The 25,337-nt window shown below is 40.9% G+C and carries 19 protein-coding genes; 12 read left to right on the top strand and 7 right to left on the bottom strand.

Annotation, left to right across the window (positions count from 1 at the left end):
* The first annotated feature begins 24 nt into the window (after positions 1–24).
* Complete coding sequence (locus ACTB00_RS00570; RefSeq protein ID WP_463298000.1) at positions 25–3,471, top strand: efflux RND transporter permease subunit; 3,447 nt, start codon at positions 25–27, stop codon at positions 3,469–3,471.
* Between the two features lie 301 nt (positions 3,472–3,772).
* The gene (locus ACTB00_RS00565) at positions 3,773–4,369 is read left to right on the top strand and encodes a hypothetical protein (protein WP_159521700.1); all 597 of its coding nucleotides are present in this window, start codon (positions 3,773–3,775) and stop codon (positions 4,367–4,369) included.
* A gap of 132 nt (positions 4,370–4,501) precedes the next feature.
* Here the strand turns inward: ACTB00_RS00565 and ACTB00_RS00560 are convergent, their stop codons facing one another.
* A complete protein-coding gene (locus ACTB00_RS00560) occupies positions 4,502–4,927 on the bottom strand; it encodes a C-GCAxxG-C-C family protein (RefSeq protein ID WP_463297999.1) in 426 nt (141 codons plus the stop codon).
* 1,432 nt (positions 4,928–6,359) lie between these two features.
* Between ACTB00_RS00560 and ACTB00_RS00555 the strand changes: the two genes are divergently transcribed.
* On the top strand, positions 6,360–6,833 hold the full coding sequence (locus tag ACTB00_RS00555; protein ID WP_201301038.1) for a hypothetical protein: 474 nt from the start codon (positions 6,360–6,362) through the stop codon (positions 6,831–6,833).
* 88 nt (positions 6,834–6,921) lie between these two features.
* On the opposite strand, the gene ACTB00_RS00550 is transcribed toward ACTB00_RS00555, so the two are convergent.
* Positions 6,922–7,236, bottom strand: coding sequence for a hypothetical protein (locus ACTB00_RS00550; RefSeq protein ID WP_463297998.1), 315 nt, complete (start codon positions 7,234–7,236; stop codon positions 6,922–6,924).
* Between the two features lie 365 nt (positions 7,237–7,601).
* Between ACTB00_RS00550 and ACTB00_RS00545 the strand changes: the two genes are divergently transcribed.
* Positions 7,602–8,456 (top strand): hypothetical protein, encoded by an 855-nt coding sequence (locus ACTB00_RS00545; RefSeq protein WP_463297997.1) that lies wholly within the window; start codon positions 7,602–7,604, stop codon positions 8,454–8,456.
* A gap of 132 nt (positions 8,457–8,588) precedes the next feature.
* Here ACTB00_RS00545 and ACTB00_RS00540 read toward each other — a convergent pair whose 3' ends face one another.
* The gene (locus ACTB00_RS00540) at positions 8,589–9,059 is read right to left on the bottom strand and encodes a globin domain-containing protein (RefSeq protein WP_463297996.1); all 471 of its coding nucleotides are present in this window, start codon (positions 9,057–9,059) and stop codon (positions 8,589–8,591) included.
* A 162-nt stretch (positions 9,060–9,221) separates the two neighbouring features.
* On the bottom strand, positions 9,222–10,418 hold the full coding sequence (locus ACTB00_RS00535; protein WP_463297995.1) for a phosphoglycerate kinase: 1,197 nt from the start codon (positions 10,416–10,418) through the stop codon (positions 9,222–9,224).
* Positions 10,419–10,630: 212 nt separating this feature from the next.
* On the opposite strand from ACTB00_RS00535, the gene ACTB00_RS00530 reads away from it, so the two are divergent.
* The gene (locus ACTB00_RS00530) at positions 10,631–11,755 is read left to right on the top strand and encodes a DNA polymerase III subunit (protein WP_463297994.1); all 1,125 of its coding nucleotides are present in this window, start codon (positions 10,631–10,633) and stop codon (positions 11,753–11,755) included.
* A gap of 15 nt (positions 11,756–11,770) precedes the next feature.
* Here the strand turns inward: ACTB00_RS00530 and ACTB00_RS00525 are convergent, their stop codons facing one another.
* The gene (locus ACTB00_RS00525; RefSeq protein WP_463297993.1) at positions 11,771–14,086 is read right to left on the bottom strand and encodes a sensor histidine kinase; all 2,316 of its coding nucleotides are present in this window, start codon (positions 14,084–14,086) and stop codon (positions 11,771–11,773) included.
* A 283-nt stretch (positions 14,087–14,369) separates the two neighbouring features.
* Between ACTB00_RS00525 and ACTB00_RS00520 the strand changes: the two genes are divergently transcribed.
* The 7 genes from ACTB00_RS00520 to porX all read left to right on the top strand — a co-directional run bounded on the left by ACTB00_RS00520 (position 14,370) and on the right by porX (position 23,829).
* Positions 14,370–15,506, top strand: a complete 1,137-nt coding sequence (locus tag ACTB00_RS00520; protein ID WP_463297992.1) for a PSP1 domain-containing protein — start codon at positions 14,370–14,372, stop codon at positions 15,504–15,506.
* A complete protein-coding gene (locus ACTB00_RS00515) occupies positions 15,503–15,967 on the top strand; it encodes a gliding motility lipoprotein GldH (RefSeq protein ID WP_463297991.1) in 465 nt (154 codons plus the stop codon). Before ACTB00_RS00520 ends, ACTB00_RS00515 begins: the two co-directional genes overlap by 4 nt.
* Before the next feature lie 8 nt (positions 15,968–15,975).
* Positions 15,976–16,716, top strand: a complete 741-nt coding sequence (gene trmB / locus ACTB00_RS00510) for a tRNA (guanosine(46)-N7)-methyltransferase TrmB (RefSeq protein WP_463297990.1) — start codon at positions 15,976–15,978, stop codon at positions 16,714–16,716.
* A gap of 5 nt (positions 16,717–16,721) precedes the next feature.
* Positions 16,722–17,054 carry an MGMT family protein gene (locus ACTB00_RS00505; protein ID WP_463297989.1) on the top strand — a complete coding sequence of 111 codons (333 nt, stop codon included), beginning with the start codon at positions 16,722–16,724 and terminating at the stop codon, positions 17,052–17,054.
* A 12-nt stretch (positions 17,055–17,066) separates the two neighbouring features.
* A complete protein-coding gene (locus ACTB00_RS00500; RefSeq protein ID WP_463297988.1) occupies positions 17,067–18,182 on the top strand; it encodes an Mrp/NBP35 family ATP-binding protein in 1,116 nt (371 codons plus the stop codon).
* A gap of 319 nt (positions 18,183–18,501) precedes the next feature.
* Positions 18,502–22,188, top strand: a complete 3,687-nt coding sequence (porW, locus tag ACTB00_RS00495) for a type IX secretion system periplasmic lipoprotein PorW/SprE (protein WP_463297987.1) — start codon at positions 18,502–18,504, stop codon at positions 22,186–22,188.
* Positions 22,189–22,272: 84 nt separating this feature from the next.
* The gene (porX, locus tag ACTB00_RS00490) at positions 22,273–23,829 is read left to right on the top strand and encodes a T9SS response regulator signal transducer PorX (protein WP_463297986.1); all 1,557 of its coding nucleotides are present in this window, start codon (positions 22,273–22,275) and stop codon (positions 23,827–23,829) included.
* Here porX and ACTB00_RS00485 read toward each other — a convergent pair.
* Complete coding sequence (locus tag ACTB00_RS00485; protein ID WP_463297985.1) at positions 23,826–24,593, bottom strand: ABC transporter ATP-binding protein; 768 nt, start codon at positions 24,591–24,593, stop codon at positions 23,826–23,828. The genes porX and ACTB00_RS00485 overlap by 4 nt on opposite strands.
* Positions 24,593–25,330: an MlaE family ABC transporter permease gene (locus ACTB00_RS00480; protein WP_463297984.1), complete on the bottom strand. Its 738-nt coding sequence runs from the start codon at positions 25,328–25,330 to the stop codon at positions 24,593–24,595. The genes ACTB00_RS00485 and ACTB00_RS00480 overlap by 1 nt, the downstream gene beginning before the upstream one ends.
* Positions 25,331–25,337 lie beyond the last annotated feature (7 nt).

The following is a 25,337-nucleotide window of genomic DNA, read 5'->3' as shown; positions in this document are numbered from 1 at the left end:
TGAAAAGCTTTAAACAAGCAGAAAATGGATAAAGAAAAAACAAGCGACAAGTCGCAAAGTATAACACGGAAGTTTAAGCCAACCTATCTGGCACTGAAGAATAAAACTACGGTTTATATTCTGACGTTAATGTTGGTATTTTTCGGGCTTTTTTCATATCAGCAAATGCCTCGGGAGGCGATGCCCGAGATTGTTATTCCCTACATTTTTGTACAAACCGTTTACCCGGGAAACTCGCCGGTTGATATCGAAAATCTGATTACCCGACCCATTGAACAGGAACTGAAGGGAATGGACGGAGTGAAAAAGGTGTCGTCAGCATCGTATCAGGATGTAAGTACCATTGTGGTTGAGTTTAGTACCAATGTTGAAATAAAACAAGCCTTACAGGATACCAAAGACAATGTGGACAAAGCGCAGTCTGATTTGCCGGATGACCTGGAGAATGACCCTTTGGTGATGGATTTGAATTTTTCCGAGTTCCCCATTCTGAACGTCAACCTTTCGGGCGACTACAGTATGCGTGAGTTGAAAGACTTTGCCGAAATTCTTCAAGATGAATTTGAAAGTCTCCCGGAGATTTCTGAAGCGAATATTCAGGGGATCGACGATCGGGAGATTCAGATCAATGTAGATCCACATAAAATGGAAGCGCGTGGTGTCGGTTACAACGATATTGCCCTTGCCCTTCAATCCGAAAATGTCACGATTGGTGCCGGACAGTTTACTGCGGATAACACCCGCCGGGTGGTGCGCACTGAGTCCGATTATACCAATATGGATCAGCTGCGAAACACCATTATCAAGCTGAACAATGGCAAGCCGGTTTATGTGCGCGATGTTGCTAATGTTGTTGATGGCTACAAAGAACAATCGACCATCTCGAGGTTGGACAATAAGCCGGTGGTATCGCTGTCGTTGGTAAAAAAGAGTGGGGCAAACATATTGGAAGCAACCGACGAGATTCGTCAGGTGCTGAAAGATCAGGTAGATGATGGTTATTTGCCCAAAAACCTGGATATCATCGTTACCAACGATATGTCGACCTATGTGAAGAATGATATTGCGACTCTGGAAAACAGCATTATCCTTGGAATGATTTTGGTAATTTTCGTTTTGTACCTCTTCCTTGGATTCCGTAATGCCTTATTTTCGGGTTTAGCTATTCCGATGTCGATGTTCCTGTCCTTTGTTATTCTTGATCAGTCGGGTACTACACTTAACTCGATGGTATTGTATGGATTGATTTTGGCCTTAGGGATGCTGGTCGATAATGCTATTGTTGTTGTTGAAAACGTCTATCGCCTTCACGGCATGGGCTACTCAGCCTCCAGAGCAACAAAGAAGGGCGTTAGTGAAATTGCATTCCCGATTATTTCTTCCACACTGACCACGCTGGCAGCATTCGTTCCTCTAATGTTTTGGGAGGGTGTTGTTGGTGAGTTTATGGGAATTTTGCCCCAAACGCTGATTGTGGTACTGGCATCATCTTTATTTGTAGCACTCGTGCTCAATCCCCCGTTTATTGCTCGTTTTATGAAGATTGATGATATTCGGGAAAAGGTTGAATGGAAGAAGACGCTTAAAATAGCGGGAATACTTGCCCTGATTTCTATAGTATTCTATTTCACCAAAATATATTTGATCGGAAATATCCTGATGACAGTTGTGCTCATTATGGTATTGAATGTGGTTGCATTTCGCCCTCTGGCCCGATGGTTTCAGTTGCGCTTTTTGGTGTGGTTAGAGAATTTCTACGAAGGGCAATTGCGTTCAGCGTTAACCGGGTGGAAACCAATCGTGTATTTTGTCGGAACATTTGTATTGCTGATGGGTTCTGTCTCTTTTTACATTGTCCGTCAGCCGAGTGTCGTATTTTTCCCCGATACCGATCCACAAACGATTTATGTAACCATGGAACTGCCACTCGGAACTGCCATTGAGAAAACCGATGAAGTTTCACGACGGGTTGAAAGTATCATCAACAGAACCATTGAGCCTTATCAGAAAATTGTAAAATCGGTAACAACTTCGGTGGGTACCGGAAAAGGAGGCATGTTCGAGAGTTCAGATAGTTCCAGTCCAAATAAATCGCTGACAACCATCTCTTTTGTCGAATTTAAATTGCGCGACGACATCAATACATCGGATGTTATGAAGGAGGTTTCAGCAAACCTGGAAGGATTCGTGGGGGCTAAAATATTTGTCGAAAAAGAAGACCAGGGGCCTCCGGTTGGAGCTCCTATCAATATTGAAGTGTCGGGTGATGACTTCGACCAGCTGATCAAAATTACCAACGATTTTGTAACGAAAATCAACGAAGACAATATTCCGGGAATTGACGAATTGAAACTGGATATCAATGTGAATCAGCCGGAAATGCTGATCAAAGTTGATCGTGATAAAGCACGTCGGTATGAATTGTCGACCCAGCAGATTGCCATGGCACTGCGCAACTCGTTATATGGATATGACGTGGGCGACTATAAAGATGGTGAAGATGAATATGACATTTTTATTCGTCTAAAAGATGAATTCCGCAACGATGTTTCATCCATGATGAACCAAAAGCTGATGGTTGAGGGCAATAAGATTCCGATCTCATCAGTAGCTGACTTCGAGTACTCTTCCACTTACGATAAGGTAAACCGGATCGACTTTAAACGTACGATTACCATCAGTTCAAATGTCGTGGAAGGATACAACGCCAACGAGATTAACAACCGAATCAGACAGGTATTGCAGGAGTACGATATGCCACGGGGTTACGATTATGCCTTTACCGGTGAGCAGCAGTCGCAGGACGAAAGTAGCGAGTTCCTGATTTTTGCCTTGTTGGTTGCCATTGCGTTAATTGGATTGATCATGATTACCCAGTTTAACTCGTTCATCCGCCCAATGATCATCATGATGACCGTGTTGTTTAGTACTATCGGTGTATTCCTCGGTCTGGCAACTTTCAAAATGGAATTTGTAGTGATCATGACCGGTATCGGAATCATCTCGTTGGCCGGAATTGTGGTGAACAACGGAATTGTGCTGATCGATTACATCGACCTGATGCGTAAACAGAAGCGTGAGGAATTGGGCTTTAGCGAAGGGGCTTTCCTTCCGGCTGGTGTTGAGGTTGAATGTTTGGTTCTGGCCGGTAAAACCAGGTTGCGGCCGGTACTTTTAACGGCCATAACAACGGTGCTCGGACTGGTGCCACTAGCTGTTGGATTAAACTTCGATTTCATTACCCTTTACACTCATTTTCAACCTGACTTCTCGCTGGGTGGCGAAAGTGTGGCTTTTTGGGGACCCATGTCGTGGACCGTTATCTTCGGATTAACATTCGCTACATTCTTAACCTTGCTTATTGCTCCGGTGATGTACATGTTGACCATCCGGATTAATTTCCGCATTAAAAAGATGATGGGACTGCTGCCAGAAGATAATCAAACACCGAAAGTGGTTGAAGAAGAATAGAACTACCTTCAAAATAGGATCAACGAAAAGGGGATTGCAGCGGCAATCCCCTTTTTTGTGGTTTCCGATTGAATTTATTTGTTGAAGTTCTTACCCAGGGTGTAGAAGAGTGTCATCCGGTTACGGGAGCCGGCCTTGGTTTATGTTTTTTGGCGTGAGATAATAATGTAGGTTGGATGATGTCTTGCTTATAGCGTTTTTTCAGCGGGAGAGTTTTTCAGGTTGAATGATTTTGGAATGACTATGGTGGCTATTTATGGGACAATAATGAATAAATAGTTTAAACTTTAAAAACAGAAAAATGATGAGAAAATATATGAACTTGAAGATTGTTGCAACACTTTTTGCCTTCCTGTTTTTGGTTGGATGTAATGATGATGATGACAATTATATTGACGATTGGAACAATAGCATATTGATGCTTCAGGTTGATTACTCAAGCTATGAGTTGGAGGCTGGACAAGAGTTTCTTTTCTCTGATCCGATATCAACCTCAGACACAATACCAATTGGTGTAGATTACGACGAACCGAGCGATTTTGGAAATGTTTCGTTGTACTACGCACCAACAGATGATGTATTTTTCTTCGGAACAGTTGTCTGGAATGGAAAAGGCGAAGTTAAATACCCTTACCATTGGGTTGCTCCGTCTTCGTTTTTAACGATCGATACACCGGTTGATCAACCGGCTGAGACCAATTTCCAGTTAATTCATAGTGCCACAAGTGAGGAAAACATCGACTATGCTGCCATTTGGGATGCGGTTGATGATTTGAGCATTGTTGACGAGTACATCAGTTCGGGCAAAAAAGTAGGTTTATTCCTGTATCAACCGAGTGTAGGAGCTGGTGATCCGGATGATTGGGACTGGTATGTTATTTTAAACCATGAAGTCTGAGTAAAATAGCGAAGCCTCATTCATAAAAGAACAAGAAGGCGGAAAGTGATCAATCACTTTCCGCCTTCTTGTTTTTAGTCAACTAATTTCTTGAGGCTTTGGCCAGGAGAATCGTCTCTCCTTTGCTCCCGGTTAAAAGTCATTTTCCAAAATGTTGCAGGCTGTTGCTACAAAATGAGGGCAGAACTCATTAAATGCATTTTTTTCTTTGGCTTTTACTTGTCCGTCCGGTGTGGAAATATCGCAGCCAACCAGTTCTTTGCAAATTAGAGAGCCGTGTTTCGCAACAAATTTTTCGTTGAATTTCAGGATGAGTTCTTTCGTGTTGTTTTTTTCTAACAGGTCGGTGCTGGCATGACCATGTTTTAGTCCAATAACCAAGTATGAGGCTGTTACTGCTCCACAGGTTTCGGCACGGGCCATGCCGCCACCAAAACCACTGGCTAATTTGAGGGCTGTTTCTTCATCCAGATTCAGTTCGTCTGCAAATGTGGAGAAAACAGTTTGTGCGCAATTGTATGAAGGGAATTTTTCTAATGCTTTTTTTGATTTTTGCATGATGGTAAATTTTCATATAAAGATAAGAAGAATGAATAAAACAGTTATGATAATTCGACCATATGTTTTGATATTTAAGAGAAATGGTGACTGTTTGCTTTTTCGGTGGGTCTGATAACCAGACTTTTCGTCTTCCTGAAGTTGTTTCGGGATCTTTCAGTGGATTGCTCACTGCGATTTGAATTGCTCTTTTTTATCCCTAAATCCCCTGAAGGAGACTTTGTGGCCTGCTGGAATCCAATTGCATACAACTCTATCGCTATTGGAATTTTTTCTAATAGCTTCTGTCGTTGCGAGCAAAGTGAAGCAATCTTTCAGCTGATTACTGCTATCTCACCCTCTTGGCTCTTGGTTCTTTATTCTTGTATCTAACGTCTAATATCTAGGGTCTTGTTTTTATTGCATGTGTTGGGGTGTTCCCCAAGCCCTAGTTACTTTTCTCCTTGGATGAGAAAAGGAACCAAAAGAATCAAGGCTGACGATGCTTTTGAACGAAAACTACGGATCAGTCACTGCCCGAAAACCAAACTCCTCCTTTCAGTCGCCAAACAGGGTTTTCTTAGCGAGTCCCTTCGCTGTTTCCTTCCCTTGTTTTCTGATTCAAAACCCTCGTAGGCCGAGCTTTTCGCCTGTCGGCGAAGTGGGGGATTTTGCTGTCCCAATTGAGTGCTCGTCATCCTGGACTTGTTTCAGGATCTATTAGCGAGTTGCTCAATGCAATTAGAATTTCCTTCTCTACCCTGAAAGGGTTATACAACAATAGCCACAGGCAACGCCTGGGGTAAAATGCGTTAGTAGTTGAAATGGCGCAATCGGTGGGTGTTGAATGGTGTGAACGTTTTATGCGCCCTAATGGAAAATGGTTTTGAAATCTGTTAATCGGATGTTGTGCTTTTTTACCCCTAAATCCCCTGAAGGGGACTTTGTGGCCTGCTGGAATCCAATTGCATGGGGCTTTATAGCTATCGGAATTTATGCCAACTGGTTGAAGCGTTTCCCCAAACCCCAGTTACCTTTTTGTCTTGTCCTTCCGGACGGGATTTCATTTCTTTTCATGTAAGGAAAAGAAACGAAACAAAGAAAAATCAAGTCAAGCCGAACCCTCGGCCGGGCGTTTTGACGGCCATCGCTTTTTCGCCTATTGGCGAAGTGGGGGAATTGCTACTGAATACTGTAACTGTACACTGCGACTTTTTACCCCTAAATCACAAAAAATGACATTTATTCGGAAAAAAACGGCTCCAAGCCAAGTAAATATTCATCGAAAAAACAGGTGGAAAAGCATTGATTTTGTTCGTTCGTGTGAGAAATCGCCTTGTTTACATCGCAAAACAGCCCATTCATAAAACACTTCGAAAACATTATATCATTTAGTTTTCAATATCCTAACTTGTTGCCTGTTACTTCATTTTTTAATTTTTAATCAATACGTATGGAAAATAAAATCAACTACCAGTTACCCGACGATGTCGCAGGTCAAGCGGCTGATCAAATCAATCAAGCAATCAACGTGTTAAAACCTTACCTGATTGCCTTAAATAGCGAAGAACGGCAGTCGCTACCTAAAATGAGTGATGGCACCGTTCCTTTTGTCGAGAAATGTCTCGATTATTGCAACAGCGATGAGCAGTTTGCACCTCCTTATCTGGATGTGGAAGGCTTTAAAAACGATATGGATGCCTGGGAAAAATTAATGGCTGTTTTACGCCCTGTTCAGCAACTGATGCAGAACCTGGATGACACGACCACCGAAGCCGGATCGGAAAGCTACACTGCTGCACTGACTTATTACAACTCGGTGAAGCAGGCCGCCAAATTGAGTATTCCCGGAGCAAAAACGATTTACGAAGATCTGAAGGAACGTTTTGCAAAAAGAAGTTCCTCAAAGAATGGGACAACGGTATAAGCCATTCAACGGAAACTTCTTGAAAGTTTCCGTTTTTTTTGAAAGGAAAATACTATCCGTATTCATAATCAGGGTTATCCTTTCATGATCAGCTTCCCGGGTTTAACCAGTGAGCAGGATGATGGAGCGATGCAACATTTCGATGATCCGATGAAGTTTGGAAGCGAAAACCTCCACCTTTTATATTCAATCGAGCGGTTCGGGGCACCAAGCTTGCATCTTTCTTGTGGAAATGTTCATCAATTTGCTGCAAGCTTGAAGCAAAATACTGCAAGCCCGAATATTTTTCGCGGAAGTTTTCAACAAAAAGCTTCAACGCTGAACCAAAAAGATGCTCCGTTGAATCAAAATCAGGCAGCGTTGCATCTCCGGGGTACTCGCTTGAATGTTTTTCATGCTCCATTGCACCACCACAGTGCAAGCGAGCATGTTCGAAGTGGGTACCCCCACTTCCGAAGTACCCTGATGCACCTCCGGGGTACCCCTTTACATGTTAAATAGACTTTATTTTGAATGAAACTAAATTGCCTCTGACTGTATGGAGTTACTATCTTTTGACAAGTTTTAAGAACAGGATGTACTGCCGAAACGTGATTGTTATAATAAATTGACTACTTTGGTGGATTGATAAACTATTCACAAATAAAGTGTTATTTCCAGGTAAATTGTATTGTAAACAGCACCTTTTGTCACACCTATAGAAAAAATAAGAGGAATAAAAGTTCTATTTCACATATGTTAGCGTTCATTATGAAAAACAGCACTTTGATGAGATATTTTATATTGCTTATTTGGGTTTTGATTGTTACAAAATCTTTTGGACAAATAACATCAGAAATTGATTTTCCGACATTTCCGTTGAAGAAAGTTATATGTTCCTGCCAATCAAATCCAAATCAAGATTACTCGACTGAAGATTTAAGTTATTATGAAGACGGAAAATTAAAACAGGTTTTTAAGACTTATACAAAAGAAGAATCTGATACAAATATTGTGGAATATTATTACTCAACCATCGGACTGTTAGATTCTTTAAAAACAAAAACGTTTGTAGGTGCCAAAGGATATGATGATGTATTTCAGCGAACCAGGATTTTTAAATACAATGCTAAAGGTCTTCTTATCCACTCCGGGTTTGCTGATGAAAAAGGAAATAACCTGACCAATGATTATCAATATTCAACGGAGGACCAGTTACTAAGAAAAATAGTCAGATGTGGTTCTAACATGCAGATTTATAGCTACGAATATGACAAAAGTGGCAAAGTTTTAAAGGAATTTAAAAACGACCGATTACTAAACAGATTTAAATATAATAAAGAGAATACATTAGAAAAGAAAGTATCTTATAGCAACGCCAGATACAACCTACGTCGATTTTATGATAGGATTACCCATCTTAGATTTAAAAATGAGTTTAGGGCAAAATATATTACGAAATATGAATACGATGAGCAAAATCGTTTAGTCAAAGTGATAAACCAAGAAAATGTTATTGAAATCCGAAAGTATGAAAATGGGACACTTATTGAAAAACGAACAAATTATTATGGCACAGACCCATGTTTTGCTCCTTGTTGTAGCCAGTATATCTATAGATACGAATATGATGAAATAAAATAACGAAACGCTAACAAAGTGCATATTTCAGAGCGGGGTCGGTGCGGCAATCAACGGCGGATTCTCGCATCGCAGTTCATGTCCTCGCGGACAGGAACGCTCTCAGAAATCAGTACTGAAAACATGTACCAATCGTTATTCCGTCCCTTCTTCATGCTTTGGCATCGAAAACGAACCATCGGGTGTATTTACCATCCAGTTGGAGAAGTCGTGTAAAAACAGCCAAAAGGCCTTCACTAAGTGTTCGGGAGCATCGAGTTTCAGCAGTACTTCGCGGTAGCATTCGAGCCAAACAATACGGGCATCGGGCGTAATTTTAAAGGGCAAATGCCTGCGCACCAAAACAGGTTTCCCACGGTGCTGGTTAAAGTAGTCGGGTCCTCCCAGTCGCTGAACAAAAAAGTCGGCCGATCGTTCTTTGGCAGCATCCAGCCCAACGGGGTTCGATGGAAACAGGTGCTTAAAAGAACTTTGAGCCAGCAGGTCGTAATGGTCACTCACCATTTGGCGCACACCTTCCTCTTTCAAGTAGTTGTATAATTCCTGATCGGGCATATATTTGTTGGGTCTGGCACCAAAAGCCATCTTTTCAATCTTCAGTTCCATGGGTTTATTTTAATCGTTACTCGTATTCACCAATAACCGATAATTTGCCCGAATGTTTAGGAGTTTGGGGAATGATTGGCTTTTTTTCGAGCCAAAAACAAGGCCCGAAGAAAATTCTCCGGGCCTGAGTTATAGTTATGTTGTTTGTTTCAATTTTGAGAATTACTCGCCGCGAACAGCTGCAATTCCGGGAAGAACTTTTCCTTCGAGGTATTCCAACAATGCTCCACCGGCAGTAGAGATGTATGAAACACCATCGGCAATACCGAATTTGTTAACCGCTGCAACCGAGTCGCCACCACCTACAAGTGAGAAAGCGCCTTTTTTAGTTGCTTCAACAACAGCATCACCAATTACTCTAGTTCCTTCGGCAAACTTTTCCATTTCGAAAACACCGGCAGGACCATTCCAAAGTACCGTTTTTGAATTACTGATTACTTTGTTGAAAGTAGCAATGGTATCAGGACCTACGTCCAATCCCATCCAACCGTTTTTAATTTCACCGGCAGGGCAAATTTCAGTATTCGCATCAGCGGCAAATTTATCAGCTGCAACACAGTCTGAAGCGATTACCAGGTTTACCCCTTTTTCTTTCGCTTGCTTAATAATGCTTTTGGCCAATTCCAGGTATTCATCTTCGCAAAGTGATGAGCCGATGTTTCCACCCATTGCTTTTACGAACGTAAAGATCATTCCACCACCGATAATCAAGTTGTCCACGGTGTTCAACATGTTTTCGATGATTGTAATTTTAGTTGAAACTTTTGCTCCACCCATAATGGCAGTCATCGGACGTTGAGGATCAGCTACTACTTTATCCAAGCTAGCTACTTCGCTGTCAACCAGGTATCCAAACAATTTGTCATTGGGAAAAAATTGAGCAATTACTGCAGTCGAAGCATGAGCACGGTGTGCCGTACCAAAAGCTTCCATAATCCAGCAGTCGCCGTTTTCGGCCAATTTCTTAGCAAATTCTACGTCGCCGGCAGTTTCTTCTTTGTGGAAACGCAGATTTTCCAGAATCAATACTTCACCCGGTTTCAAATCAGCTGCCATTGATTTTGCTTCGTCGCCAATACAATCGGGAGCAATTTTTACTGTGGCACCACCCAATAATTCTGATAGGTGACCAACCAAGTGCTTTAACGAGAATTTATCTTCCGGTCCGCTTTTTGGGCGACCAAGGTGAGACATGATAATAGGAGAACCACCTTTTTCAATCACTTTTTTGATTGTTGGCAAGGCAGCACGCATACGGGTATCGTCAGTGATTTCGAATTTGTCATTCAAAGGAACGTTGAAGTCAACACGGATTAGTGCTTTTTTTCCTGCGAAATCATAGGTTTCAATAGTCTGCATAATTGTTTTTTTTAGTTGCTTAAAAAATCGTTCCAAAGATAAGAAAAAGCAAGCTTTTTGAGTATGGTCTATTCGCTTAATAAAGAAATATTAATGCAGAGGTAAACTTGAGTTTTAAGATTTTGCGTCGAGGCACTTTTTTACAAACTTCATCGGAAAAGGATGTAAACGAGGTAGGTTTTATTATTTTTGTTTTCTACTAAAATTAGCCTATGTTTTTTCGCGACGTAATTGGGCAGGAAGCCACCAAAAAAAGATTAATTCAGTCAGTGAATGAAGAGCGTATTAGCCATGCGCAATTGTTTGCCGGGCCCGAGGGATCGGGTAAGTTGGCCTTGGCTTTGGCGTATGCGCAATATGTTTCGTGCTTAAATAAGCAAAATGGTGATTCCTGTGGTGAGTGTTCGTCGTGTAAAAAGTACGGTAAGTTAATTCACCCCGATTTGCATTTTGTTTTTCCGGTAGTTAAAACGCCAAAGTTTAAAGATCCGGTAAGCGATAATTTTATTGGCGAATGGCGAAAGCTTGTATTGGAAAATGCTTATTTCAACCTCGAAGACTGGTTCAATTTTGTAGGAGTGGAAAATGCTCAGGGCTTAATTTACTCACACGAAAGTGAGGAGATTATTCGCAAGCTCAACCTGAAATCATTTGAAGCGGAGTACAAGGTGATGATTATTTGGATGCCCGAGAAAATGCACGTTTCCTGCTCCAACAAGTTGTTGAAAATGATTGAGGAGCCTCCGGTGAAGACCTTGTTTTTGCTGGTCACCGAAAATGAAGAGGAGTTGATTACGACAATTCGCTCGCGTTGTCAGCTGATTAAAATTCCGGGAATTCAGCCCGACCCCATGAAAATAGCTATTGGGAAGTTAGAAGGAGCTGCCGGTAAAGATGTCGATAACCTGGTTCACTTGAGCCGCGGAAATTACAGGCAGGCCTTAAACTTATTGGAGCTTAACGAAAGCACCCGCTACAACTTAGAGCGATTTAAAGAGCTGATGCGCTTTTCGTATGGACGCAAATTTATGGATCTTTTTCAGTGGATTAGTGAAGTATCGAATATGGGGCGCGAGCGGCAAAAAATATTTTTGCACTACTGCATGGGGCTAATTCGCGAGAACTTTGTGTACAATCTGAAAAATCCGACCCTGACTTATATGCATGAAGAAGAGCAGGCTTTTTCGGCGCGTTTCTCGCCATTTATCAACGAACGAAACATCGTGCCTATTAGTGAAGAGCTGGAGAAAGCGTTTCAGCATATTTCAATGAATGGCAATCCTCGGATTATTTTTACCGACATGGCACTGAAGATCGTGAAGCTGATCCGTAAATAACAAGTAAAGTAAGAGCTAATCTGATTTTTCTTTGGGCAGTACAGGAAGTTTGAAATAGAATGTGGTTCCTGCTAACTCTTCCGATTCAAACCAAATTTCACCATTCAGAAGGTTTGTAATCCCTTTTATGATACTTAGCCCAAGTCCGGTTCCCGGTTTAATACTTTTTGACTCCACCTGGGTGAAGCGGTTAAAGATTGTGTCCTTAAATTTCTCGGGAATTCCAATCCCGGTATCTTTTACAAAAAAGGTAATGTCGTTTTCAACCAATGAGTAAACACCAAAAGTGATGGATCCTTCATTGGTGTTTTTCATGGAGTTGGTTAGCAAATTATCGAAGACTTGTTTTAACCGTACAGGGTCGGTAAATAGAATTAAAGGTTTCTGGATTATCCGGTGTTCTGTAGCTAGTTTAATATTGGGTTTTGAGTTGAATAAGGGACTCTGATGGTGATAGTCGTAGATATTTTTTAGAAAAGGGACAATGGAGAAATAGCTCTTATCAACTTTTAATTGGTTTGATTCAATTTTGGCTACGTCTATAATGTCATCAATAATTCGGAGTAAGTGGGTGCCCGACTTTTGAATAAATTCGGTGTACTTTTCCTGTTTCTTTTGGTCTACCGATGGTAGCGATAATAAACTTGAAAACCCAATAATGCTGTTCATTGGGGTGCGGATCTCATGCGACATGTTAGCCAGAAAAGCAGATTTCAATCGGTCACTTTCCTGGGCTTTCTCTGTGGCTTTTTGCAATTCTACATTTAGCTTCTGCAATTCGTTTAATGCATTTTGCAGTTCGTCATTCTTCTCAAGTATTTGCTTTTGGAGCTTCTTGTGATTTGTCAAATCATTCAAAATAAGTACAAGCTTATCGCCAATATAACTCCATAATACCTGGATGAACTTTACGGTGCCGTCTTTGCACGCGACTCTTGCTTCAAAAGGAGGCCGGGTGTTTTTACTCTCCGGACTTCTTTCAAGTTCTTTAAGCCAGAGGTTTTCTATTTTTTCGCGGTAAGCTTTCTTGGGGTAGGCCGCTTCAAACCATTTTTCAACAGTAGGAATATCTTCAATTGTGTAGCCAAAAGTTGAGGTGAATTCTTTATTCAGGTATTCGACACCCCCGCTTTTATCGTTAATGGCAATTGGAATTGGAGACTCATCAACGAGATTTCTCAGCCCTTTTTGATTCTCGATTAATTCTTGTGTAATTTTTTTTTGCTTGGTGATATTGATTAAGGCACCAACAATCGCCGTTGTTTTTCCATTTTCAATAACAGGAGCTTCGCGCACTTCAACCCAAACTAAACTTCCATCTTTATGAACCATTTCAAGTTCGTAAGGTTGTTGAATTTCGCCCGTTTTAATTGCTCTTACTGTCAAGTCAAAACCAATGGAGTTGGCCGGGTTATCTGATACCAGCGAAGTCCATTTGACCATCGCTTCTTTAGGCGTGTATCCAACCAAATTCTCAATTTGAGGACTTATGAACGTGATCTCATGGTTGGTAGAATGTTCGTAAAATACATTTGTGCTATGCTCAATAATATTACGGAGCTTTTCTTCGCTTTCTTTTATTCTTTTTCTGTTCTTTTTTTCTTCGCTAATGTTTCTGAGAGTACAAATCATCCCATCAAAGCGGTAGTTTTTGATCAGAGGCACTAACCAGCCGGCTATAACAATAGGCTTTCCTTCAAGTGTTGTTAGTTCTGACTCATATTGTCGGGGTTTTAATGAGTTTTTTGCCTTTAAATAATCGTCAATAAACGTCCCGATGTTTTGCCTTTCAAGATCTAATATGCTTTTGCCGATAAGCTTATTTCTTGGAGTTCCGGTGTTTAGAGTCATTCCTGAATTGGTGTAGAAAACTTTATCCTCCTTATCAGTAACCCAAAGCCCCTCATGCAAATGATCCATCAATCGTTCATAAAATCGGATTGGGCCTGTTTCCGGTTTGATGGATTTTATTTTTTCCCTTAGTATGAGTGCAAAATCGTTTTCGTCTATCGGAGATACGAGGATGTTATAAAAGCTGTTACCGTCAAAAGTAAACTCAATAAATTCCTTTTTAGTTTTTGCTCTAACAACTGAAGCAAATTTTTTAATCCACTTGTTTTCCAGGTCTTTAAATAACGATGTTGCCGGTTTGTTAATTACTTGCATTGAGGAAAGTCCAATTGCTTTTTCAAATGCCTCATTTAATTCGTAAGCCTGAAAATCGATGGGGGTATTCTTTGAGTTATAAATGATTTTATTGAGCGAGCAACCCAGAGGGATTTCTCTAAATACGGATTGATATTGTGGTAGTTTTGACGAATCGTTTGTCATTTCTGGGTCGATTTTGAATGTAACTCTTCGATAATAAATTGAAGGATTCACCTCGATTCATAAAATATTAATGCCTCAGAGAACTAATTTAGAATAATTCTTTGAAAGAATCTAGGTTATACAATATAATCGTGAGATATTATTGTGGTCTGACTCTCTGGTTGGTCAATTTTGTTGACATCTGTCACAAGTACTTTGTTTCTCAGCTTTATTAATTATTTTTGTAGATTATAGCAAAAGGCTGTTGCCGGATCAGTATCAATCCGGGATTAATTGTAAATGTATGGATGATCAACTATCAATCGAGCGGGGATGTTGTGCGAAATCTGCCGGAACATGCGCAAAACTAGAAGTTTACGATTGGCTGGACGATGTGGTCAATAAGTCAGGTGATGACGATATTATTGAAGTTCGGTTTAAAAATACGCGAAAAGATTATTACAAAAATGTAAATAACCTGAAACTGAAATCGGGAGATATTATCGCTGTAGAGGCAAGTCCCGGGCACGATATTGGCCTTGTTACATTAACCGGAGCTTTGGTGAAACACCAAATGAAAAAGCACAAGGTAACCTTGATTAATGGCGAACTTCGCAAGGTTTACCGAAAAGCAAAATCAGTTGATATTGACAAATGGCGCGAGGCAATGAGTCTGGAGCACCAAACGATGATTGAATCACGTAAAATTGCTGCCGACCTTCGTTTAAATATGAAAATTGGCGATGTGGAGTACCAAGGGGATCGCACCAAAGCCATTTTCTACTACATTGCTGATGAACGTGTTGATTTTAGGCAGCTGATTCGGGTGCTGGCTGATACATTCCGTATTCGTATTGAAATGAAGCAAATAGGTGCTCGTCAGGAAGCCGGAAGAATTGGTGGAATTGGGCCATGCGGGCGTGAACTTTGTTGTGCTACCTGGATCGGCAACTTTGTTTCGGTAACCACTAATGCTGCCCGTTACCAGGAAATTTCACTAAACCCGCAGAAGCTGGCCGGGCAATGTGGAAAACTAAAATGTTGTTTGAACTTTGAAGTTGACGCTTACATTGATGCTCAAAGGGATTTTCCACCGAGTAATATTCCTTTGGAATCAGAAGAGGGACGATTCTATTTTCAAAAGGCTGATGTATTTAACCGCACACTTTATTACACATCAAACAGTAGTTCTGTTTCAGGGCCTGTTGCCGTTAGTGTTGAGCGGGCCAAGGAAATCATCCGATTAAATAAAAGAGGCAAAAAGGTCGAGAAAGTTGCTGACCGTATTATTGAAGTCAAAACGCAACAGAACAAAGGTTTTGAGGATGTCATTCCGCAAGAAAGCCTGACTCGTTTCGATGAGCCTAAGGCACGCCATCGAAAAAAGAAAAAGCGGTTTACAAAGAACAAATCATCACGACCTCCAAGAAATAAAAAATGAGGAATCTGATTTACATTTTCGGTTCTTTGCTTCTGTTGGTGGCTTGTGATACCAACAGAGTGTATGAGGATTATAAAACCATCGATCCATCCGGTTGGAATAAGGATTCTGTTGCTCAGTTCGATGTCCATGTGCCTGAAATAGATCAGCCATACAATATTTACATCAATGTTCGAAATAAAGGAAATTATCCGAATAGTAACCTCTGGTTGTTCATGGAAATTCAGGAGCCGGAAGGGAAGTTGTTAACCGATACGGTCGAATATATTTTGGCTGAGAAATCGGGAAAATGGCGCGGAAGTGGAATTGGCGATTTGTTTGACAATCAGTTTGTTTATCGAAAAAATGTTGTTTTTGAGAAAGAGGGCACGTACCAATTTCGCATTCAACAAGGCATGCGAACTGAAATGCTGACGGGTATCCACGATATTGGACTTCGAATTGAGAAATTAAATAATTAGCGTTAAAAGTGGGAAAGAATAAATTGGCCAAATTTACTGAAATGGCCACATTTGATCATGTTATCCAGGCTCCTTACAATAAGCATAATCATAAAGATCATGAATTAAAGGGAAGCTGGGCAAAGGACTTTTTTGAGAATGAAAATCCGATTGTTTTAGAATTAGGATGTGGGAAAGGTGAATATACCGTTTCATTGGCTGAATATTTTCCCGGGATGAACTTCATAGGAGTAGATATAAAAGGAGCCCGAATGTGGAGAGGGGCGAAGTCAGCTCATATAAAGGGACTGAAAAATGTTGCTTTTATCCGAACCAATATTGAAATTATAGATTCTTTTTTTGGAGCTGAAGAGGTGTCCGAAATCTGGTTGACATTTCCCGATCCGCAAATGAAAAAGCACACCAAGAGACTTACTGCTACAACCTTTATGAATCGGTACAGACGTTTCCTGAAGCAGAAAGGTGTCATTCATTTAAAAACCGATAGTAATTTTCAATATCAATATACCTTAGCGATGGTTAAGGAGAATGACTTTCCCATTTTGACAGAAATTGAGGATATTGATCATTCTCCCTCGGCAAATGAAGTTCTGTCCATTCAAACTTTTTATGAGAAACAGTGGCGGGAACGCGGCATTCCGATCAAATACCTGTCGTTTCACCTGAATGCTGATAAACCATTGCGCGAGCCCGATGTTGAGATAGAAAAAGATCCGTACCGTAGTTTTGGTCGTTCGGCAAGAGAATAAGCATCATGGATAATTTCTTTGAAAAGGCCTGGGAAGTAGCCTGTCAGATCCCGGTGGGGAGGGTGACCAGCTATGGCGCTATTGCCCGTTATTTGGGTACGGCTCGTTCTGCTCGAATGGTTGGTTGGGCAATGAACAATTCCCGTGCATCAAAAGTTAATGTTCCCGCACACCGGGTTGTTAATCGCAAGGGATTGCTTACCGGTAAAAATCATTTTCAAGGACAGCAGGTGATGAAAGAATTGCTGGAAAGTGAAGGGATTACTGTTGAAGATGACCAAATTCTCAATTTTGAAGAGGTATTTTGGGATCCGGTCAAAGAGTTAGGAATTCAATAAAAACAAAATAAGATGTCTGATACACCAAGAAAATTTATCGTTCCAAAAAATGTAACCGATGTACTTCGGAAAGTACAATTTCCCGGAGGAAAAGAAAATATTGTTGATCTGGACATGGTTCAGGAGATCAGAATAGCTGGAAAGAAAGTGAGTTTTTCTCTTGTCTTTCAGCGTTCTGATGATCCGAACATGGCAACAGTGATCCAGCAGTGTGAGCAAATCATTGAGCAAGAACTCGGTTCCGATATTGAGATAAAAGGAAATATTACAGCCAAAGCAATCCATCAAATGGAGCGTCCGATTTTACCGGGCGTAAAAAATATTATTGCGGTGTCGTCTGGTAAGGGAGGCGTTGGGAAGTCAACTGTGGCTGTTAATTTGGCTGTTTCGTTGGCCAAAACCGGCGCTTCAGTCGGATTGATTGACGCTGATATTTTTGGCCCTTCTGTGCCTAAAATGTTTGGGGCAGAGAAAATTCAGCCGAGCGGAGTCAAAAAAGATGGAAGAGAGATGATTGAGCCTGTCTTTCAGCATGGGGTGAAAATCCTTTCGATCGGCTTTTTCGTGGCTGGCGACGATGCCTTGGTTTGGCGCGGCCCGATGGCGAGCAATGCGTTGAAGCAGATGATTACCGAAGGAAATTGGGGAGAGTTAGACTATTTGCTGATTGATCTTCCTCCGGGCACAAGTGATATTCACCTGACCTTGGTGCAAACCGTTCCGGTTACAGGAGCTGTCATAGTATCTACACCGCAAGATGTGGCTTTGGCTGATGTCATTAAAGGGGTAGGCATGTTCCGGGGAAAAAATGTTGATGTGCCGGTTTTAGGGCTGGTTGAAAATATGGCTTGGTTTACTCCTGAAGAACTGCCTGATAACAAGTATTATATTTTTGGAAAGGATGGTGCTAAAAACCTGGCCGAAAAGATGGAGATTCCATTGTTGGGTCAAATTCCGCTAGTGCAGGGAATTCGCGAAGGGGGCGACTCCGGCGTTCCTGCTGCAGTTGACGAACAGTCTCCTATGGGGAAGGCATTCCTCGATGTGGCTGCCAATACGATTAAGCAGGTAGCATTGAGAAATAAAGATATAGATCCTACTAAAAAAGTGAAGGTAAGTAGGAAATAAACGATCGTTGAGATGACTTTTAAATCCCTGAATCATTGTGATCCGGGGATTTTTATTTTGAAGTAGATGCTGATGGACCATTGTTTCAAAAGATGTCGTCCATCGGTTAAATCATTTTGCATTCAAGTCCCAATAAATTAGCTTGTTTTTTGTATTATTGTAAACTTTTTGAAAGTTGAAATAAACTAAAGATAAAGGCGTTTCGTGGGCACGGGCTAAGTAGGCGATATCAATTATTCCAGATGCTACTTTTCCATGTTAAAGCAAACAATATTATTCGAATAAATAAGTTTATCCTACAGTGTTAAAATATACTCGTTTGAGCAGAAATTTACTACATACCTTTTTCATCGTATTTGTACTGGCAATTCTTAGTGGTTGTTCCACCGAAAAAAATACGCGTATATCGCGAGCCTATCACAACCTGACATCGCATTACAATGTGTATTTCAATGGCAAGGAGAGTCTTAAGTCCGGCGTTGAGCGCATCAACCAATCAGTGGAAGATGACTTTACCAAACTGCTTCCAATTTATAAGTCGAGCCAACCGGGAACCGGACAAATGGCCCAATCTGATATGGAGTATGCCATCATGAAAGCATCGAAGCTGATAAAGGTGCACTCGATTACCAAAAAGCCCAAACGAAGGAAAAACAGAAGCCGCGCTTACATACGACTGGCAAGTAAGGAAGAATATAACAATTGGGTGGACGACAGCTATATATTGATGGGGAAGGCCTATTTCTATATGAAAAACTATATGGCTGCCATCGAGAACCTGTCGCATGTGGTTCGTAAATTCAGTGAGGAGGACACCAAGTATGAGGCATACGTTTGGCTGGTTCGTTGTTATACTGAATTAGAGCGCTACAATGAGGCACTGGAACTGATCCAAAATGTAGATGCCAGTGAAGATTTCCCCAAAAAGTACGACGAAGAGTTTGCGCTGGCTGTAGCCGACTTTTACTTCAGGCAAAATGAATTTAATGAGGCTATCCCAAATCTGAAAGTAGCGATAGATAAAACTTCTGGTAAGAAAAATAAAGTTCGGTTAAAGTATATTTTGGCTCAGCTGTATGAAGAAACCGGGCAAAATGCCTTGGCTACTGAAACCTATCGCGAAGTTGCCAGAATGAATCCTCCCTATGAGATGGCTTTCAACGCCCGGATCAATGCTGCCGGGTCTTTTTCAGGTGAAGGCGATGTCGCGAAGTTGAAAAAGGAGTTGAATAAAATGCTGCGTGACTCAAAGAATTATGAATATCGCGATCAGATTTATTTTGCTTTGGGAAATATTTTCATGACCGAAGGAAACAAACAGGTCGCTACTGATAATTATATCCAATCGGCAGCTGCAAGTAGCGTGAATACGTTCCAGCGCGCCTTGTCGTGCCTCACCTTAGCTGATATTTATTTCAATGATCAGGAATATAAAAATGCTCAAAGCTATTACGATAGCGCCATGGTTGTTATCGATGAAACATATCCTAAATATGAAGCAATTGTTGAACGGTATAACAGTTTAACCCGACTGACAAACAACTTGTATACTGTTGAGCGGGAGGATAGTTTGCAACACATCGCCTCTTTAAGCGAAAAGGAGCGAAACGATCTAGTTACTGAATGGATTAACCAAGCACGCGAAGAGGAGCAACGCCAGCGTCAGTTGGCCAATGCAGAGATGATGGACCGGAATTTTTTCCGAATGAACCAATCGCGTATGGGATTAAGCCAGCAGAGACAGGGGAGTGGTTGGTATTTTTACAACCCAACAACGGTGGCTTACGGTAAGGTTGAATTCCAGCAGATATGGGGTGACCGTAAATTGGAGGACAACTGGCGTCGAAGCAACAAAGGTTCAGCAGGCGACTTTGAAATGGACGAGTTGGTTGATAATGAATCGGGTGTTGATAGCAGCGAGATGCGGGTGGCCGACCCTATGGAACGTGAATTCTACCTGCAAGATGTTCCAACAACAGAAGAGGAAATGGCTGAATCTCATCAGCGAATTAAAGAAGCCTTGTATAATGCCGGACGAATTTTTAAGCAAGACTTTGAAAATTACGAGCGCTCAATTAACGAGTATGAAGAATTGCTGACAAGATATGATAATACGGTATATGAACTTACAGCCTATTTTGAGTTGTGGGATTTATATAAACAGCTTGGAGATGACCAAAAATCGGAGTATTACAAAAGCAAGATTGTTGCCGAATACCCCGATAGTAAATATGCCAAATACCTGGTTAATCCGTTCTTTTTTGTTGAGCTTGAAGCCCGGCAAGACAGCATGAATAACTTGTATCAAAAGGCATTTTACAACTATCGGCAAGGTAATTATCAAGATGCCGGAGAATTGGCCGGACAAATCAAAAACATGGAGCCTGACACCTTGCTAATGCCTAAGGTTGCTTTTATTGAAACCATTGCTGATGGTATTAAAACCGACTGGACACAGTTTGGGAAGATGTTGAATGAACATGTTCAGACTTATCCTGAAAGCGGCACCGTGCCATTGGCAAACGAAATACTTAAATTGATTGAAGATAGTACCCTGGCTGATTATCAGAAGCTGGTGGAAATTGGGTACTTGAATGATCAAATTCAGAATCAGGAGTTGCTTCCTGAAAATCAGGCCGATCAGGATGAGTTTGGTGGTAAGTTTTCGTATGATGAAGAATTGCTGCATTATTTCGTAATTGCAATTCCCCGGAGTGCTGAGGTTGACTTAAACCGCTTGAAGTTCGATATTGCCAACTATAACATCGACCATTATACAAAGATGGATTTCGACATTGAAACCGAAAATTTGAATGACGAAACGATATTGGTTGTGGTGAGGCCGCTGCCTGACAAAGAGCAAAGTTTGATTTATTTCCGTTCAATCATTCGCAAGCGTGAAGTTTTTGAAACCCTTCAGGATATTAAGTATGTCAACTTTGTGGCTTCGTCATACAACTATCGCGAAATTTTATCAGACAAAAGTTACCTGGAATACCTGAAATACTTCGTTAAGAATTATAGTCGATTTATTAGCAACGACTTCCCTGCAGATGAATTAGCAGACCCGGAAGAATTGATGGCAAAAGCTCGTGCGGAGGAAGATAAGCTGGTTGAAAAAGGTTCTTTTGTCGTGGTGAAAGCTGATGAAACGGAAGGTTTGTACACTAAAGAGACCGATGTGCCTCAGTATTTTGTCATCGCGGTTAACGATCCGAAGTTTGATTTGCGGGCACTTATTCCTGGATTTAACCAATACAACCGCTCGCAATTTGGTGGTAAAAATCTGACGATCGAGCAGCGAAAGTTTGGAGATTATCAGCTGATGATCGTTAAATCGTCAACTAATATTCGCGAAGCAATGGGGTATTTTAGCAAGGTGGTTGCCAATCGTAATTTATACGAAAGTCTGAAAACCCGCAGTTACCGCAACTTTGTTATTTCGGAGACGAACCTGGAGAAAATGATCTCTGAAAGCTCTATTGATGATTATATTGAGTTTTTCCGCGATTATTACATTAGCGGTAATTTTGCTGAAAATGAATCACACCCAACAGGAGCTTCAACAACACCAGTAAATAACACAACATCAGCGGTTGCTCCGGTTCAGCCGGCTAAACCAACGTACGAAGGGCCTTTCAATACCAATGTAGCCGGCAAGCAAAATTTCGTGTTGATCATTCCTAAAAATGGAGTTGATGACACAGCAGTTAAGTCAGCCATAGAAGCACACAATGCAAGTAACTTCCCAACTATGAACCTGGCGGTTGAACGAGACGAGTTCAATGTTGACAACTACATTCTAACTGTTACTGGTATTCAAGATCAGGAATCGGGTTTGAATTATCTCCGAAGCATTGTTCGCAATCAGCAGGTTTATCAACCACTATCGGAAGTCAGCTACCGCAATTTTGTAATTACCCCGGATAATTTATCCATATTGCTTGACAATAAGGATACAAGTAAATACCTTGATTTCTACAAAACTTACTACTTGAATCGCTAGTAGCGTTAAATTGTGTTAAGGATATACATTTTGGGGAACATTCTTTGTTAGTATAGGTGTTATCTCTTTAAAAAGACAAAAAATATGAAGACAATACATATACTTTGGGTTGACGATGAAATTGATTTATTAAGAGCCCATATTATTTTCCTGCAAGAAAAAGGTTATGATGTAATGACAGCGAATAACGGAGCTGACAGTATCGACCTTGTCCGTGAAAATCATTTTGACATCATCTTTTTGGATGAAAATATGCCGGGGCGAACCGGGCTGGAAACACTGGATGAAATAAAAGCCATTGATCCGAATGTTCCGGTGGTAATGATTACTAAAAGTGAGGAAGAAGATATTATGGATCAGGCCATCGGTTCAAAAATGGCTGACTACCTGATTAAGCCGGTTAATCCCAAACAAGTTCTTCTTACAATAAAAAAGAATGTTGACCAGAATGAACTGGTTACTCGAAAAACTACTTCAGCTTACCAGAGCGAATTTGCCAAAATCGGTATGCGAATCAACGAGCGGTTGGATTGGAAAGAATGGACTGACGTGTATCGGAAACTTGTGTTTTGGGAATTGGAGTTGAGTGCTTCGCAAGATTCCACAATGGATGAAGTGCTGAAAATGCAAAAGGCTGAAGCTAACAAAGCGTTTAGCCGGTACATTAAAGCAAATTACCTCAGTTGGTTCGATAAAAATGCAGAAGATCGGCCAATCTTGTCTCCTGATATTTTCAGGAAGAAAGTTTTTCCACAGCTTGATAAAGGACACAAAGTGCTGGTTTTGGTTATTGACAACCTGCGATATGATCAGTTTCGTGTGCTAAGCTCAGCAGTTAGTCAGTATTATCAAACCGAAGAAGAAGATCTATACTATAGTATATTACCCACAGCAACCATGTATGCCCGAAATTCAATTTTTGCGGGTTTAATGCCTGCTGAAATTGCCAAGTTATTCCCCGAATATTGGGAGGACGACGACAACGAAGGCAACAAGAATGTGCACGAACGTGAGCTGATGCAAACGCAGATGAAGCGCAGAGGGCGCATGGATAAATTGTACTTTGAAAAGATTACCAATCCCAGAGCGGGGAAAAGACTCAACGATAATCTGGGAAATATCTTGCAAAATGATTTGTCGGTTATGGTGTTTAATTTTGTGGATATGCTTTCGCACGCTCGTACCGAAATGGAGATGATGAAAGAACTGGCCAGCGACGAGAAAGCATACCGCTCGTTAACAATGAGTTGGTTTATTCACTCGACCTTGTTTGAGCTGTTGAAAACATTATCAGAGCACAAAATAAAAGTGATTTTGACAACCGACCATGGAACAATAAGAGTGGATAATGCCTTGAAAGTGATTGGTGACCGGGAGACGAATACCAATCTTCGATATAAAATTGGACGAAATTTAAACTATAAAGCAAAACAGGTATTTGAAATTACAAATCCTGAGAAAGCCCACTTGCCTGGACGAAATGTCAGCTCAAGTTATATTTTTGCGATGGATAACGATTTTTTTGCCTATCCCAATAATTACAATCACTATGTTCAGTATTACCGCGATACGTATCAGCATGGTGGAATATCGCTTGAAGAAATGATTATTCCGGTGATTACATTGTCTCCAAAATCTTAATTTTTACTGTCAATTTTGTCGTCTCGCTGTTGGCGGTATGTTTTGTTGGCAAATACAAATTCCTGGAGCTTCTGGTTTTCGGCCTCTAATATTTTATCTTTATCACCTTCCCAGCAGGTTACTCCTTCACTGATAAATAAAATTTTATCGCCGATTTCCATTACCGAATTCATGTCGTGGGTATTAATAACTGTGGTCATTTCGAAGTCTACGGTGAGTTCATGAATCAGCTCATCGATAACCAATGAAGTTTCGGGATCCAACCCTGAGTTTGGTTCGTCGCAAAACAAATACTTCGGATTCATGACAATGGCGCGGGCGATCGCTACTCGCTTCTTCATACCGCCTGATATCTCGGCCGGATAAAGCTTGTGGGCTTTGTCGATATTAACCCGGTCGAGGCAAAAATCAACCCGTTCTTGTTTCTCTTTCGCTGTTTTGTTTGTGAACATGTCAAGTGGAAATCTCACGTTTTCTTCAACATTAAATGAATCGAACAAAGCACCACCCTGAAAAACCATGCCCATTTCCTGGCGTAGTTTTTTTCGCAGCTTTTCATTCATTTGAGTGAAATTACGGTCGTCATAAAAAATAGTTCCTTCATCCACATCATGAAGACCAACAATTGATTTCAACAGAACAGTTTTTCCGCTACCACTTCGCCCAATGATCAGGTTCGTTTTTCCGGGCTCGAAAACAGTAGAGATGTTGCTCAAAACTTGTTTGTTCTCAAATGACTTAAATATATTTTGAATGGTAATCATTAGAATAAAAGTTGTGTTAGAATCAGGTCGAAGACCAAAATTAATATGTTTGTATTTACGACAGCTCTTGTGCTTGCAGCCCCAACTTCAAATGCTCCTCCTTCAACAAAATACCCAAAGTAGGCTGGGACGGTGGCCACTAGAAAACCAAAAAATAAGGTTTTAATCATTGAAAATGTAACATAGTATGACGTAAACATATATTGAATACCATTGATGTAATCGGGAGCAGTAACTGCACCAACTGCTGGTCCTACAATGAGACCTCCAATCAGTCCGAAAAATACGCTCAACACAAACAAAAAGGGGAAAATAAATACGACAGCCAATGTTTTTGGCATGATCAAAAAGCTTGCAGAATTAATTCCCATGATTTCCAGTGAATCAATTTGTTCGGTAACGCGCATACTCCCAATTTCGGAAGTGATGTTTGATCCTATTTTTCCTGCCATGATCAGCGCCAGAATGGTTGACGAAAATTCCAGAATTAGTGTATCTCTGTTTCCCAGTCCGATTAAGTAACTTGGGAATAGCGGACTTGACATGTTGTAGGCAACTTGTAGGGTAATAATCCCACCCATGAAGATGGAGATTATAGCAACAATACCAACCGAATCAAGCCCTAGTTGTTCTAGTTCTATAAAGAGCCTCCGTAAATAAATACGATGCTTTTCGGGGCGGGAAAAAGCTCTCCCCAACAGAGTAAAATAGCGTCCTACGTGAAAGAAAAACTTCATAACAATA

The sequence above is a fragment of the Sunxiuqinia sp. genome (assembly GCF_055140945.1).
The sequence above is the reverse complement of the archived record's forward strand: the minus strand, read 5'-3'. Positions and strand labels throughout refer to the sequence as shown.